This window comes from Streptomyces tauricus (assembly GCF_014650955.1).
Taxonomy (GTDB): Bacteria; Actinomycetota; Actinomycetes; order Streptomycetales; family Streptomycetaceae; genus Streptomyces; species Streptomyces tauricus.
In genome coordinates, this window is sequence record NZ_BMVY01000004.1 from 264,120 (window position 1) to 277,795 (window position 13,676).

At 70.2% G+C, this 13,676-nt stretch carries 15 protein-coding genes; 9 read left to right on the plus strand and 6 right to left on the minus strand.

The annotated features are described in order from the left end of the window. Nucleotides 1-34 precede the first annotated feature (34 nt). Nucleotides 35-910, minus strand: a complete 876-nt coding sequence (locus IE278_RS10055; protein WP_189770871.1) for a TIM barrel protein — start codon at nt 908-910, stop codon at nt 35-37. Between the two features lie 281 nt (nt 911-1,191). On the opposite strand from IE278_RS10055, the gene IE278_RS10060 reads away from it, so the two are divergent. The 7 genes from IE278_RS10060 to IE278_RS10090 all read left to right on the plus strand — a co-directional run bounded on the left by IE278_RS10060 (nt 1,192) and on the right by IE278_RS10090 (nt 7,091). Beyond that, the gene (locus tag IE278_RS10060) at nt 1,192-1,443 is read left to right on the plus strand and encodes a YkoF family thiamine-binding protein (RefSeq protein WP_189770872.1); all 252 of its coding nucleotides are present in this window, start codon (nt 1,192-1,194) and stop codon (nt 1,441-1,443) included. A gap of 53 nt (nt 1,444-1,496) precedes the next feature. Next, nucleotides 1,497-1,808 (plus strand): helix-turn-helix domain-containing protein, encoded by a 312-nt coding sequence (locus tag IE278_RS10065; protein WP_373311966.1) that lies wholly within the window; start codon nt 1,497-1,499, stop codon nt 1,806-1,808. A gap of 195 nt (nt 1,809-2,003) precedes the next feature. Beyond that, a complete protein-coding gene (gene uraD / locus IE278_RS10070) occupies nt 2,004-2,525 on the plus strand; it encodes a 2-oxo-4-hydroxy-4-carboxy-5-ureidoimidazoline decarboxylase (protein ID WP_246570220.1) in 522 nt (173 codons plus the stop codon). Then, on the plus strand, nt 2,522-2,989 hold the full coding sequence (locus IE278_RS10075; protein ID WP_189770874.1) for a hydroxyisourate hydrolase: 468 nt from the start codon (nt 2,522-2,524) through the stop codon (nt 2,987-2,989). The genes uraD and IE278_RS10075 overlap by 4 nt, the downstream gene beginning before the upstream one ends. A 5-nt stretch (nt 2,990-2,994) precedes the next feature. Further along, complete coding sequence (pucL, locus tag IE278_RS10080) at nt 2,995-3,942, plus strand: factor-independent urate hydroxylase (protein WP_189770875.1); 948 nt, start codon at nt 2,995-2,997, stop codon at nt 3,940-3,942. Nucleotides 3,943-4,009: 67 nt separating this feature from the next. Next, nucleotides 4,010-5,389, plus strand: a complete 1,380-nt coding sequence (locus IE278_RS10085) for an 8-oxoguanine deaminase (RefSeq protein WP_189770877.1) — start codon at nt 4,010-4,012, stop codon at nt 5,387-5,389. A gap of 277 nt (nt 5,390-5,666) precedes the next feature. After that, nucleotides 5,667-7,091, plus strand: coding sequence for a nucleobase:cation symporter-2 family protein (locus tag IE278_RS10090; RefSeq protein ID WP_189771013.1), 1,425 nt, complete (start codon nt 5,667-5,669; stop codon nt 7,089-7,091). A 28-nt stretch (nt 7,092-7,119) separates the two neighbouring features. Here the strand turns inward: IE278_RS10090 and IE278_RS10095 are convergent, their stop codons facing one another. Together IE278_RS10095 and IE278_RS10100 are read right to left on the minus strand one after the other, a co-directional pair. Further along, the gene (locus IE278_RS10095; protein ID WP_189770879.1) at nt 7,120-7,896 is read right to left on the minus strand and encodes a chitosanase; all 777 of its coding nucleotides are present in this window, start codon (nt 7,894-7,896) and stop codon (nt 7,120-7,122) included. Between the two features lie 317 nt (nt 7,897-8,213). Continuing rightward, a complete protein-coding gene (locus IE278_RS10100; protein WP_281403144.1) occupies nt 8,214-9,758 on the minus strand; it encodes an MFS transporter in 1,545 nt (514 codons plus the stop codon). A gap of 102 nt (nt 9,759-9,860) precedes the next feature. Here IE278_RS10100 and IE278_RS10105 point away from each other — a divergent pair, with 102 nt between their 5' ends. Beyond that, on the plus strand, nt 9,861-10,250 hold the full coding sequence (locus IE278_RS10105) for a winged helix-turn-helix transcriptional regulator (protein WP_189770881.1): 390 nt from the start codon (nt 9,861-9,863) through the stop codon (nt 10,248-10,250). 38 nt (nt 10,251-10,288) lie between these two features. Here the strand turns inward: IE278_RS10105 and IE278_RS10110 are convergent, their stop codons facing one another. The 3 genes from IE278_RS10110 to IE278_RS10120 form a co-directional block, all read right to left on the minus strand. Continuing rightward, entirely contained in the window at nt 10,289-10,717 is a 429-nt protein-coding gene (locus IE278_RS10110; protein WP_189770882.1) for an acyl-CoA thioesterase, read from the minus strand. Nucleotides 10,718-10,814: 97 nt separating this feature from the next. Continuing rightward, nucleotides 10,815-11,459 carry a hypothetical protein gene (locus IE278_RS10115; RefSeq protein ID WP_189770885.1) on the minus strand — a complete coding sequence of 215 codons (645 nt, stop codon included), beginning with the start codon at nt 11,457-11,459 and terminating at the stop codon, nt 10,815-10,817. Between the two features lie 104 nt (nt 11,460-11,563). Then, on the minus strand, nt 11,564-12,772 hold the full coding sequence (locus IE278_RS10120) for a pyridoxal phosphate-dependent aminotransferase (RefSeq protein WP_189770887.1): 1,209 nt from the start codon (nt 12,770-12,772) through the stop codon (nt 11,564-11,566). A gap of 86 nt (nt 12,773-12,858) precedes the next feature. Between IE278_RS10120 and IE278_RS10125 the strand changes: the two genes are divergently transcribed. Further along, entirely contained in the window at nt 12,859-13,494 is a 636-nt protein-coding gene (locus IE278_RS10125; RefSeq protein WP_189770889.1) for a winged helix-turn-helix transcriptional regulator, read from the plus strand. The last annotated feature ends 182 nt before the right edge of the window (nt 13,495-13,676 follow it).

Consider the following 13,676-nt stretch of genomic DNA (forward strand, 5'->3'; position numbering starts at 1 on the left):
CGTCAACTGCCGTGCTGTGTCTATGAGTTGCCGCTCATCCGGCGGCGCGGGTGCCGCGGGCGGCGCGGGCCTCGCGGGGGAGCCAGTCGAAGGAGTCGGCGCTCGGCCGGTCGCCCGGCTTGTACTCCAGGCCGACCCAGCCCTCGTAACCCTGCTTGCGCAGCAGGCCGAGCAGCTCGGCCAGTGGGAGCGAGCCGGTGCCGGGTGCGCCACGGCCCGGGTTGTCGGCGATCTGGACGTGGCCGGTCCTGGCGGCGTACCGCTCGATCACCGACGGCAGGTCCTCGCCGTTCATGGACAGGTGGTAGAGGTCCATCAGGAACCTGGCGTTGCCCAGTCCCGTCGCTTCGTTGATCTTGTCGACGACGGCGATCCCCGCCTCGGCGCTCACCAGCGGATAGAGCGGCGACTCCGGCTTGTTGAGCGTCTCGATCAGCAGGACCGCGCCGACGCGGTCGGCCGCGCGGGCCGCCACTACGAGGTTCTCCAGGGCGAGTTCGTCCTGCTCGGCGGGGTCGACGCCCTCGACGCGGTTGCCGTACAGGGCGTTGAGCGCCGTACAGCCCAGGGACCGCGCGAAGTCGGCGGCCACGTCGATGTTCGCGCGGAACCGCTCGGACTCCCGGCCCGGAATCGACAGGGCGCCCCGGTCCGGGCCCGGCAGCTGCCCGGCGTAGAAGTTGAGGCCCGTGAGCTGTACGCCCGCGTCCTCGATCGCCTTCTTCAGGGCGTCGAGCTCCGCGCGCTCGGGGGTCGGGGTGTCGGTCCAGGGCCACCAGAGCTCGACCGCGGTGAAGCCGGCCGCGGCGGCGGCCGCGGGGCGCTCCAGGAGCGGCAGCTCGGTGAAGAGGATCGACAGGTTGACGTTGAAGCGCTGCTCTGCGGCTGCATCCATCGAGAAACCGGGCATAGGGGTCGGCGCTCCCTTCCGTGACGAGTAGGTCCGTGCGGTGAGGCCTGTACGGCCTGGCCAGTTCCGTATTGCGGAAGTTCTTTTCTGCTTGATGGAAAGGCTGCCTTCGTGGGGGAACCTTGTCAAGAGGGGTCGGCGGGAAAAACGCACGTGTCCGTGGTGGGTCCCGGGTCCCGTCCGGCCGCCGGGAGGGGGATTCCGGGTGGGCTAGGGTCGCCTTCTGGTCGGCCGGGCCTGGGCCGTCGCAGACACGGACCGAGCGATGCCATGGGGGCACAGTGCGATTGCGCGTGGAGTTCACCACCGAACCCTTCGACCTCGACGAGGCGCCGCCGCACGCGCTGGTCGCCCGCGAGGTCATCGAGGCGGCCGAACTGGACTCGGTCGACGTCGGCCCGTTCGGCAACACCGCCGAGGGCGGGGCCGAACCGGTGCTCGCCGCGGTCGACGCGCTGCTGCGCAAGGCCCTGGACGCGGGCGCCACCCGGGTCTCGCTGCAGCTCAACGTGATCGGGGAGGAGGGCCGGTGACCCGGTCCGCGGACGACCCCTTCGTGTCGGCCGTCAAGCCGCTGGTCGACGCCATGGGCGCCGAGATGCTGCCGCCGGACGAGGCCGGACCCGACGACGTGGTGCTCTCCTGGGAGGGCGTGGACGTCGTGGCCGTCCGTCTGCCGCAGCTCGCCGACTCGCTGGACCACATCCTGGCCGCCCTGGAGCGCAAGCGCGGCAAGCCCCTCGCCGAGCTGGACCGCAAGGCCAAGCAGGAGGTCGTACGGATACTTGAGGCGCGCGGGGCCTTCTCCGTACGGCACGGCGTGGAGACGGTGGCGAGCGCGCTCGGTGTGTCGCGCTTCACCGTCTACAACTACCTGAACCGCGAGAAGGACGCCTGAGCGGGAAGCGGGGGCCCTGAGCGGAGGCAGGGGCCCTGAGCGGAGACATGGGCCCCGGGCAGGGCGAACGGCGCCCGGGGCGGGACCGCGAGGGGCGCCTTCGTTACCTCGATTTTTCAACAAAGTGTTGACGTGGTGTTTCCGAGGGCGTTAGCTGACCGCAGCCCGTCCAGCACAAGGCCACGGAGGCTTGCCGTGACTTCGAGTACGACGACACCCGGCGGCCTCGCCCGGTTCAACACCCTGGAGGAACCCGCGGCCCGCGCCGCCCTCCACGAGCTGTGCGCCTCGGCGACCTGGGCGCACAGGCTGCTCTCCGGCCGCCCCTACGCCACCGGGGACGACCTCTTCGCCCGGAGCGACGCCGTCATGGCCGACCTGACCGACGCCGACCTGGCGGAGGCGATGGCCGGCCACCCGCCGATCGGACGCCCGAAGCCGGGCGACCCGACCTCCTCCCGCGAACAGCGCGGAATGGCCGGCGCCTCCGACGAACTCAAGGCGGAGATGCTGGAACTGAACCTGGCGTACCAGGAGAGGTTCGGCCATGTCTTCCTGATCTGCGCGACCGGGCTCACCGGCGAACAGATGCGGGACGCGCTCAGGGAGCGCATCGGCAACACACCCGCACAGGAGCGCGAGATCGTGCGCACCGAACTGGGCAGGATCAACCGCATCCGGCTCGCCCCGCTCGTCGAGGAGGACGCACCCGCATGACCACCGAGACCACCGCTTCCGTCACTCCTGGCACGCCCGTCGCCTCGGTGTCCACGCACATCCTGGACACCAGCGTCGGCCGCCCCGCGGCGGGAGTCGCCGTCCAGCTCGCGGCCCGTGGCGGCCGGGACGCGCGGTGGCAGGCGCTCGGCGGCTCCGCGACCGACGCGGACGGCCGGTGCAAGGACCTGCCGGCCCTGCCGGAGGGCACCACACACGTACGGCTCGACTTCGCCGTCGAGGCGTACTTCGAGAAGAAGTCCGAGAGCGACACGTTCGCGGGCGACAGGCCCGCGAAGAACCAGGCCGAGGCGCAGCAGGACGCCCCCGCGAACCGGGACAGCGGTGCCGCCCAGGTGTTCTTCCCCGAGGTGGCGATCACGTTCGCCGTCAGCCCGGGGGAGCACTATCACGTACCGCTGCTGCTCAACCCGTTCGGCTACTCCGTTTACCGAGGGAGCTAGCAGACATGACCACCCCTTCCCGTTCTGCCCGTCCGGCGGTCCTGGCCCAGAACCAGTACGGCAAGGCCGAGAACCGCGTCGTCAGGATCACCCGGGACGGCGCCACCCACCACATCAAGGACCTGAACGTCTCCGTCGCCCTCAGCGGTGACATGGAGGAGGTCCACTACTCGGGCTCCAACGCGAACGTCCTGCCGACGGACACCACCAAGAACACGGTGTACGCGTTCGCCAAGGAGTACGGCATCGAGTCCGCCGAGCAGTTCGGCATCCACCTCGCCCGGCACTTCGTCACCTCGCAGGAGCCGATCAGGACCGCCCGGATCCGTATAGAGGAGTACTCCTGGGAGCGCATCGGGGCCCCGGAGGCGGACCCGTCGTCCGCCGGCGCCCAGGAGGGCGGGCACTCCTTCGCCCGCAAGGGCCAGGAGACCCGCGTCACGCAGATCACGTACGACGGCTCCTCGTGGGAGGTCGTCTCCGGCCTCAAGGACCTGGTCGTACTGAACTCGACGAACTCCGAATTCTGGGGGTACGTCAAGGACAAGTACACGACGCTGAAAGAGGCGTACGACCGCATCCTCGCCACCGAGGTCTCCGGGCGCTGGCGGTTCAACTGGACCGACGACGAGCAGCCGATGCCCGACTGGGAGGAGTCCTACGCCCAGGTGCGCGGGCACATGCTCCAGGCCTTCGCGCAGACGTACTCGTTGTCGCTGCAGCAGACCCTGTACCAGATGGGCGCACGGATCATCGAGAACCGCGACGAGATAGACGAGGTCCGCTTCTCGCTGCCGAACAAGCACCACTTCCTCGTGGACCTGGAGCCGTTCGGCCTCAAGAACGACAACGAGGTGTACTTCGCCGCCGACCGGCCCTACGGCCTGATCGAGGCGACGATCCTGCGGGACGGCTGCGAGGCGCTCATCCCGGTGGACCTCAGCAACCTCTGACGCACCCCGCCCAGGTGGGCAACTCCCCCTATCGGCAACCTTTTTCGGCACGGCAGAAGGACGAACCATGGCAGCAGACCGGCGGATCGTCATCGAGAACTGTTCGATCGCGACCGTGGACGCCGACGACACCGAGTACACGTCGGGCCACCTGGTCCTGGCCGGCGACCGCATCGAGTCACTGGGTGCGGGCAAGGCCCCCGAGGGCCTGGAGAACGTCGTACGCCGGATCGACGCGACCGGCCACCTCGTCACCCCGGGCCTGGTCAACACCCACCACCACTTCTACCAGTGGATCACCCGCGGCCTCGCCACGGACCACAACCTCTTCGACTGGCTCGTCGCCCTCTACCCGACCTGGGCGCGCATCGACGAGCGCATGACGTACGCGGCGGCCCAGGGCTCCCTCGGGATGATGGCCCGCGGCGGAGTCACCACCGCCATGGACCACCACTACGTCTTCCCCAAGGGCTCGGGCGACCTGTCCGGGTCGATCATCCGCGCCGCACGCGAGACGGGCGTCCGCTTCACGCTGGCCCGCGGCTCCATGGACCGCAGCGAGAAGGACGGCGGGCTGCCGCCGGACTTCGCCGTCGAGACGCTCGAAGGTGCCCTCGCCGCCACCGAGGCGACCGTCGACGAACACCACGACGCCTCCTTCGGCGCCATGACCCAGGTGGCCGTCGCACCCTGCTCGCCGTTCTCCGTGTCCACCGAACTCATGCGTCAGGGCGCCGAGTTGGCCCGGCGCAAGGGGGTCCGGCTGCACACCCACGGCTCGGAGACCGTAGAGGAGGAGCAGTTCTGCAAGGAACTGTTCGGCATGGGCCCGACCGACTACTTCGAGTCGACCGGCTGGCTCGGCGAGGACGTGTGGATGGCGCACTGCGTCCACATGAACGACTCCGACATCGCCGCCTTCGCCCGTACGAGGACGGGGGTGGCCCACTGCCCCTCCTCCAACGCCCGTCTGGCGGCCGGGATCGCGCGGGTGCCCGACATGCTCGCGGCCGGCGTACCGGTCGGCCTCGGCGTCGACGGCACGGCGTCCAACGAGTCCGGCGAACTGCACACCGAACTGCGCAACGCGCTGCTCATCAACCGCCTCGGCGCCCATCGCGAGGCCGCCCTGACCGCCCGTCAGGCGCTGCGGCTCGGTACGTACGGCGGAGCCCAAGTCCTCGGCCGGGCACCGGAGATCGGCTCCCTGGAACCGGGCAAGCTCGCCGACCTGGTGCTGTGGAAGCTGGACACCCTGGCCCACGCGTCGATTGCCGACCCGGTCACCGCACTCGTCCTCGGCGCCGCTGCGCCGGTCACCGCGTCCTTCGTGGGCGGTGAGCAGATCGTCGAGAACGGCAGGCTGCTGCACGTCGACGAGGACGCCATCGCCCGCTCCACGCGGGACGAGGCCCAGCGCCTCGCGCGGATCGCCGCGCGGGCCTGACCTCGCACAGATCTCCGGCCGAGGGGGACGGCCCTCGGCCGGTGGCCGTGGACCCGAACGGGGTCCGCGGTGACCGTCTCCGGGGCGCGCGCACGAACTGCCCGCGCCCCGGAACGGTCCCTTCCTGTCGCGCCTTGTGACACACCGTCGGTCCTCCCCGCCACGCCCCCTCCGTGACGGGTGACGGGCACCGTCCCGCCAGAAAAAAGACCTCCCTGACACCCACGTCAACGCCGACGTGTACCCGACCGGAGGAGCCGCCGTGGCTGCCCAGCACATGCCCAGCAGTACGGACGTAAGCGCGACCGGCCCGGGGAGACACCCGGTCGACGAGAAACTCCCCGCCCTGAAGATGGCGACCAGCGGTCTGCAGCACGTGGCCGCCATGTACGCGGGAGTGGTCGCCCCACCCCTGATCGTCGGCGCGGCCGTGGGCCTGACCGCGACCGAACTGACCTTCCTCACCGGCGCCTGTCTGTTCACCGCGGGACTCGCCACCTTCCTGCAGACCCTCGGCATCTGGAAGATCGGCGCCCGGCTGCCCTTCGTCAACGGCGTCACCTTCGCCGGAGTCGCCCCGATGATCGCGGTCGTCAACTCCACCGACGACAAGCGCGACGCGCTGCCGGTCATCTTCGGCGCGGTCATCGTGGCGGGCCTGCTGGGCTTCCTCGCCGCCCCGTTCTTCAGCAAGGCGGTCCGCTTCTTCCCGCCCGTCGTCACCGGCACGGTCATCACCCTCATCGGCATATCCCTGATGCCGGTCGCCTTCGGCTGGGCCCAGGGCCCGGACCCGGCGGCGCACGACTACGGCTCGACCACCAACCTGGGCCTGGCGGGCGCGACCCTGCTCATCGTCCTGCTGCTGCGCCGCTTCACCCGCGGCTTCGTCAAGCAGATCGCCGTACTGCTCGGCCTGGTCGCCGGCACGCTCGTCGCGATCCCGTTCGGTGTCACCGACTTCGCGCCGGTGGCCGACGCGGCTGTCGTCGGCTTCCCGACGCCCTTCCACTTCGGGGCCCCGCAGTTCCAGCTGGCCGCGATCGTCTCGCTGTGCGTGGTGATGGTCGTCTCGATGACCGAATCGACCGCGGACATGCTGGCGTTGGGGGAGATAGTCGGCCGGCCGGCGGACGAGAAGACCATCGCGGCGGGCCTGCGCGCCGACACCCTGGGCTCGGCCGTCAGCCCGCTGTTCAACGGATTCATGTGCAGTGCCTTCGCCCAGAACATCGGCCTCGTCGCGATGACCCGCATCCGCAGCCGGTACGTCGTGGCCACGGGCGGCGGCTTCCTCGTCCTGATGGGCCTGTGCCCCATGGCCGCGTCACTGATAGCGGTGGTACCGCGTCCGGTGCTCGGCGGGGCGGGCGTGGTGCTGTTCGGATCGGTGGCCGCGAGCGGTATCCAGACCCTCGTCAAGGCGGGCCTCGAGAAGGACAACAACGTGCTGATCGTGGCGGTGTCGCTGGCCGTCGGCATCATCCCGATCACCGCGCCGGAGTTCTACCACGCGTTCCCGGAGACCGCGAAGATCATCCTGGACTCGGGGATCTCGACCGGGTGCGTGGCGGCCGTCGCCCTGAACCTGGTCTTCAACCACCTGGGCGGAAGCCGCGAGTGCGACGAGGTGACGGCGCCGATGGAGCCGGCGCCGGGGACGGCATCGGCCCCGGGAGCGGGTCCGGTGGCCGCTCGTTGACGAACGAGCGGCCATCGGACCTCCGCTCTCAGCCGATGTGGAAACTGTCCCCGTAGACCTGCCAGTCCAGCGGCGGGTTCAGGTTCAGGTTCCGGTTCCTGAGGAAGACGCGCTGGGCGGTGTCCACCCGGCTGGTGTCCGAGTGGGCCTCCTCCTGCTTCATCGCCCACACACGGGCGTCGAGGAAGGCGTTGAGGTACGTGACCTCGTCGCCGCCCTGGGCCGGGGGTTTGGCCCGGCCCAGCGCGCGGTTGCGGATACTGCCGAAGCTCGTACGGTCGCCGCCGTTGCCGTGCATGACGATGGCGTCGTAGTACGTGAACTGGCCGAGGGTGCCGATGCCGTCCGCCTTGCCGCGCTGGACCGCCGGGTTGAAGTAGACGCGGTCCCGCTCGTCGTTCTGGGCCTGCTTGAAGACCTGGTCCTGGGCCGCCCGGCGCCAGGCGTCCGGGTAGCCGGGGTCCAGGCCCTCGTGCGAGTCGGTGCCGTCGACGCGGCGCAGCGCGGGCAGGTAACCGGCCAGCGGGTTGCCAGGCTTGCGCCGGGTGTACAGCTCGACGAGGTCGAGCATGTCGTGCGTGCCCGAGCAGAACCCGATGATGCCGGCGGTGTAGCCGCGGCCGTCGCCGATGTCCTCGATGTATCCGTACTGCGCCTTCCAGTCCAGCGAGGAGTTCTCCGCGCTGGACACCAGCTTCATGGCGATCTCCTTCTTCGCCGGGTCGTCGAGGCCGGGGGCCGCGGCGGCTGCGGTCGCGGGGGTGCCGGTGAGGGTTGGGCCTGCCACCAGGGATGCTCCGATCATCGCGAGGATGGTACGGCGCGAGGAGTTCAGGGGGGTGTGGGGGGTTTGCACGGGACCTCCAGTGGGGGGTGGGAGTCGCTCTTCCGTACTGTTAGGAAAGTTTCCTACCAGAGATTGAGGGTGACGTATACCCGTCAAGCGTTTCTTCGCCCCCGCCGCCCTTACCCTTCCCATCCCTGGGGCTGCGCCCCAGACCCCCTGTCGCGCTGACGCGCTCGTCCTCAAACGCCGGACGGGCTGAAGATGTACGCCCGTCCGGCGACATCTCAGCCCGTCCGGCGTTTGAGGAGCGGGGGTTCGGGGGCGGAGCCCCTGAGTCAGTGACGGGAACGGGTAGGGGCGGCGGGGGCGAGAGAATCCCGACCCGCCACCCGCAGCACCACCGCCGCGACCACGAACCCCGCCACAGCGATCCCCGTCGCGACGGTGAACGCCAACCGATACCCGTCAGCGTTCGCGGAGACGAACGACTCCCCACCCGCCAGCAACTCACCCGTACGACTCGCCGCCAGAGTCGTAAGCACCGCAAGCCCCAACGAACCCCCCACCACCTGCGTGGTGTTGAAGACCCCGGACGCAAGCCCGGCATCCTCCTCCGCCACCCCCGACATGGCGAGCCCGGTCACCGCAGGCATCGCACCGGCAAACCCCGCCCCGAGCAACAACATCGCGGGCAGCACATCAACGACATACGCCCCGGACGCCGGCACCCGACTCAGCAACGCCATCCCGGCAACGATGAGCACCAGCCCGGCGAGCAGCACCCGATACGGCCCGAACCGGCCGATCGTCCGCGCCGACAGCCCCAGCATCAGCACCCCGATCAGTACGGGCGCGGGCAGAAACGCCAACCCCGTCCGCAACTCCCCGTACCCCAGCACCCGTTGGATGTAGAGCGCCCCGATGTACTGGAACCCGAACATCGTCGCGATCATCAGCATCTGCACACCGTTGGCACCGGTGAGCAGCCGTGAACGGAACAGCCTCAGCCGCAGCAGCGGCCGCTCGGCCCGTGCCTGCCGCAGGATGAACGCCGCGAACAGTCCGAGCGAGAGCGCGGCCAGGATCAGCGTGCGGCCGACCGGCCGCTCCCCGGCCCCGACGATCGCGTAGACCGTGAGCATCAGCGCGCCCGTGACCAGCACGGCCCCGAGATGGTCCGCGCCCCGGCCGAGTCCCGCACCGCGGTCGGGAGCGCGGTCGGGTGCGAGGACGCGCAGCGCGGCGATCCAGGCCACGATCCCGATCGGCAGGTTGATCAGGAAGATCCAGTGCCAGCTGAGCGCCTGGGTGAGCGCCCCGCCGAGGAACGTGCCCAGCGCGCCGCCCGCCGCCCCGACCGCGCTGAACACCGCGATGGCCCCGGCCTGTTCACGCGGTTCGGGAAAGAGCGCGATCAGCATGCCCAGGACGACCGCCGAGGTCATCGCCCCGCCGACGCCCTGCACCGCTCGTGCCGCGATCAGGACGCTCTGACCGGTGGCGACCCCGCACAGCACGGACGCCACGGTGAACAGGGCGAGCCCCGCGGTGAACATCCGCCGGCGTCCCACCAGATCGCCGAGCCGCCCCATGAGCAGCAGCAGCCCGCCGAAGGGGATCAGATACGCGTTCACGATCCAGGCGAGTCCCGAGGACGAGAAACCGAGATCGCTCTGGATCGCGGGCATCGCCACGGTCACGACGCTGCCGTCGAGGATCGTCATCAGCGCGCCCGCGCACAGCACGACGAGGGACGCCCGACGGGAGTACGTTCGCGAGTGGTGCGCAGACTCTGCTGGATCGGAGTGCGAGTCGGAGTCTGAGTCCGAATGCGGGTCTTGGGGGAGTTCCTCCGCGGGAGCTCCGGTCCGGGGCAACATGGTCACGGCCTCCGTACAGGTGCTGGACATTCCATAGGTGCACGACTTGTAACGGAGGACATCGTGAGTGACCCTGAAGGCCGGCCGTAAGGAGGCACCTGGATGTCCCAGGGGAACACCCGTGTTACCCCGCAGGTCGTGAACGCGCACGCGTGTCCCGTCCGCGAGGTTCTTGACAGGGTCGCCGGAAAGTGGAGCGTTCTGATCATCGTGGCCGCCGCGCACGGACCGATCCGCTTCACCGAGCTGGAGCGCGGCGTAGAGGGCATCAGCCGCCGCATGCTCACGCTGACCCTGCGCAATCTGGAGCGTGACGGGCTTCTCACGCGCACCGTCCACCCGACGGTCCCGCCGAAGGTCGAGTACGAACTCACTCCGGTGGCCCACGAGTTGCACGCGTCACTGCTCGGGCTGACCGACTGGGCGGAACGGCACCGCGTCACGATCGCCGAGTCACGCGCCGCGTACGACGCCCGCCATCAGCCGGAGTGAGTCGGCCGAGACCGGAGCGTGTGTGCGATCGTCCGGTGTCAGAGGCCGAACAGCCGGGGGTCGGTGGCCAGCGCGCGGAAGTATTCGCGAGGGTCCGCGACCAGCCTTCGTTCCTTGAGGTCCATCAGGCCGCCGACCGCCGTGATCTCGGCCGCCACCGTACGGTCGGTCTTGCGGATGGTCTGCTCGATCCGGAACGTCTTGCCCCTGCCCTCGCCCCAGTCGAAGCCGCAGGTGACCTCGACCTCGTCACCCGCGCGCAGCTCCCGCAGATAACGGACGGTCATCTCCAGCGACACCGGGCCCACGCCCTTCGCGACGAGACCGGCCTGGCTGATCCCGGCGGCCTGCAGTAACGACCAGCGGGCGTGCTCCGCGTAGTTCACGTACACGGCCTGGTTCAGATGCCCCTGGACGTCGGTCTCGTACCCGCGCACGGTCACCGGGACGGCATACGGTTCGGCCACGACTTCCCCATTTCTACGGTGAACTGAGTCGGCGTCAGCGTACTGAGCGGTTGCTCATCGGCGTCAACCTCCCCTCCGCGCAGGGCATTCCGGGGCGTCACGACCGGCGGGGCGAGGCCAGCAGATAGCGCGCTCCTGTACGCGGCTCCGTGTGCTCGCCGACCTGCCATCCGGCCTTCTCCAGCGTCACTGCGCACTCCTTCAGTGCCGCCGTGTCCGGCTCGCGCACGGCGACGGCCTCCGGCTGGGGTGTCGCCCGCACCCGGTAGCCCTCCGCGCCCGTCCCCGCCGGACGGAGTCCCGCCGCCTCCAGCGCCAGGGCGGCGGCCTGCACCAGATGCGTACGCTCCCATGCGCACGGCCGGTCCACGACGCCGTCCGTGTTCGTCATCCGCCGCAGTTCCAGCAGCCCCTGCCAGGCGCTGCGCACCTCGCGGACGCGTGACGGACCGGCGTCGGCGGTGTCCTCGCCGCCGACGCGCGCGGCGAACACCCCGGCGGGCTCATGGGCGGGGGCGGGTTGCGGTGCCTCGGCGGCGGGCGCCTCCGCCGTGGCGGTCTCCTCGCGTATACGGTGACCTGCCGGGGTCAGGAAGTGGGCGTGCGGCGGTCGCGGGTGCCGGAAGGCCAGGCCGTGCCTGACCAGCGCCGCGAGCTGGCTCTCCGTACCCTTGAGGCGCCCGGTCACGGGGTCGGCGGCGTCGATGACGCGCCGCTGCGCGGCGCTCGGCGGTCGCGTCACGGATGGTCGCCTCCTTCGGACCGGGGGCCACGGCGGACCCGTCAGCTGCTGTCGAAGACTACGACCAGGGTCTGACATCGGCGCCCGCTGCCACCCACCGCCGCCTACTGCCGATAGCCGCTCAGGAACCGGCCGATCCTGCTGATCGCCGCGTCGAGGTCGTCGGCGTACGGGAGGGTGAGGATGCGGAAGTGGTCGGGGCGCGGCCAGTTGAAACCGGTGCCCTGGACCACCTGGATCTTTTCGCGCAGCAGCAGGTCGAGCACGAACTTCTCGTCGTCGTGGATCTTGTGGACCGAGGGGTCGAGCCGCGCGAACGCGTACAGCGCGCCCTTCGGTTTCACGCAGGAGACGCCGGGGATCTCGTTCAGCTTCTCCCACGCGACGTCCCGCTGTTCGCGCAACCGGCCGCCGGGCGCGGTGAGTTCGTGGATGGACTGCCGGCCGCCGAGCGCGGCCTGGATGGCGTACTGGGCCGGGGCGTTGGCGCACAGCCGCATGGAGGCCAGCATGGTGAGGCCCTCCAGATAGCTCTTCGCGTGCTGGCGCGGCCCGGTCACGACCAGCCAGCCGGAGCGGAAGCCCGCCACGCGGTACGTCTTCGACAGGCCGCAGAAAGTGAGGACCACCAGGTCGGGGGCGAGCGCGGCGGCCGAGTGGTGCACGGCGTCGTCGTACAGGATCTGGTCGTAGATCTCGTCCGCGAACACCATCAGGCCGTGCCGGCGGGCCAGGTCGAGGATGCCCTCGATGATCTCCTTGGGGTAGACCGCGCCGGTGGGGTTGTTCGGGTTGATGATGACGACGGCCCTGGTGCGGTCCGTGATCTTCGACGCCATGTCGTCCAGATCCGGGTACCAGTCGGCCTGTTCGTCGCACAGGTAGTGCACGGCCTTGCCGCCCGCGAGGGTCGTCACCGCCGTCCAGAGCGGGAAGTCCGGGGCGGGGATGAGGACTTCGTCGCCGTCCTCCAGAAGTGCCTGGACGGCCATCGAGACGAGTTCGGAGACACCGTTGCCGAGGAAGACGTCGTCCACGCCGACTTCGAGGCCGCGTTCCTGGTAGCGCTGCGCCACGGCGCGGCGGGCCGACAGGACACCGCGCGAGTCCGTGTAGCCGTGTGCCTGGGGGAGCATCCGGATCATGTCCTGGACGATGTCCTCCGGTGCCTCGAAGCCGAAGAGCGCGGGGTTGCCGGTGTTGAGGCGCAGCACGCTGTGGCCTGCCTCCTCCAGGGCGTTCGCGTGCTCGATGACCGGGCCCCGGATCTCGTAACAGACCTCGCTGAGCTTGCTCGACTGCCGGAACTCCATGCGGTGCGCACCTCCAGGTTGTGGTGTTGCTTGGTTTTACCAAGTTCACGCTTGGAAAGTCCAACAAGTTGTCTAGACTGCGTCGCATGTCACCTCGCCGAAGCTACGACCAGTACTGTTCCGCTGCCCGGGCGCTCGACGCCGTCGGTGACCGCTGGACCCTCCTGATCGTCCGCGAGCTGCTGGCCGGTCCGCGCCGCTACACCGACCTGCACGCCGACCTGCCCGGGGTGAGCACGGACGTGCTCGCCTCCCGGCTCAAGGACATGGAGCGCGACGGGTTGACGACGCGTCGGCGGATGCCGCCGCCGGGGGCGGTGTACGTGTACGAACTCACCTGCCGTGGGCGTGAGTTGCTGCCCGTGCTGCAGGCGCTCGGGGAGTGGGGCGCGCCCCTGCTGGCGGACCGGCGGCCCACCGACGCGGTGCGGGCGCACTGGTTCGCGCTGCCGTTGCTGCGGGCGCTGGAGGGGTTCGGCGAGGGGGTGGTGCATGTGAGGCTGGACGAGGGGGAGTTCTACGTCCACGTCGGCGCGGCGGCGGACGGCCCGGTGTACGGGGAGGGCCCCGCGCCCGAGGAGGCCGATGCCCGGCTCTCCCTCGACACCGAGACATGCACGGCGCTGGGGCGGGGTGATCTCACGCTCCCGGACGCGATACGGGTCGGCCGGATCGCGGTATCGGGCGAGGGCCCCCTGGCCAAGGCCCTCCGGGAACCCTGACCGGAGGCGCTGCGCTGACCGCGCCGGTGAGTTGCAGGCGCGGGTACGCCGTAGCCGGCCGCGCAGTTCCCCGCGCCCCCATACAGCCCCTGACGGGCCTGCACGGGGCACGATCGTGCGGCTCGCCCCTGCGGGTACACCGGCACCCGCCGACGCAAGGCCGCGCCCCTCCAGGGGCGCGG

Bases quoted from the DNA above. Each gene is read 5' to 3' on its own strand.
- IE278_RS10065 (WP_373311966.1), top strand. From the start codon at position 1,497: ATGGGCGCCGAGATGCTGCCGCCGGACGAGGCCGGACCCGACGACGTG.
- IE278_RS10090 (WP_189771013.1), top strand. From the start codon at position 5,667: ATGCCCAGCAGTACGGACGTAAGCGCGACCGGCCCGGGGAGACACCCG.
- IE278_RS10105 (WP_189770881.1), top strand. From the start codon at position 9,861: ATGTCCCAGGGGAACACCCGTGTTACCCCGCAGGTCGTGAACGCGCAC.
- IE278_RS10120 (WP_189770887.1), bottom strand. From the start codon at position 12,772: ATGGAGTTCCGGCAGTCGAGCAAGCTCAGCGAGGTCTGTTACGAGATC.
- IE278_RS10055 (WP_189770871.1), bottom strand. From the start codon at position 910: ATGCCCGGTTTCTCGATGGATGCAGCCGCAGAGCAGCGCTTCAACGTC.
- pucL (WP_189770875.1), top strand. From the start codon at position 2,995: ATGACCACCCCTTCCCGTTCTGCCCGTCCGGCGGTCCTGGCCCAGAAC.
- IE278_RS10095 (WP_189770879.1), bottom strand. From the start codon at position 7,896: ATGATCGGAGCATCCCTGGTGGCAGGCCCAACCCTCACCGGCACCCCC.
- IE278_RS10100 (WP_281403144.1), bottom strand. From the start codon at position 9,758: ATGTTGCCCCGGACCGGAGCTCCCGCGGAGGAACTCCCCCAAGACCCG.
- IE278_RS10085 (WP_189770877.1), top strand. From the start codon at position 4,010: ATGGCAGCAGACCGGCGGATCGTCATCGAGAACTGTTCGATCGCGACC.
- IE278_RS10075 (WP_189770874.1), top strand. From the start codon at position 2,522: ATGACCACCGAGACCACCGCTTCCGTCACTCCTGGCACGCCCGTCGCC.
- IE278_RS10125 (WP_189770889.1), top strand. From the start codon at position 12,859: ATGTCACCTCGCCGAAGCTACGACCAGTACTGTTCCGCTGCCCGGGCG.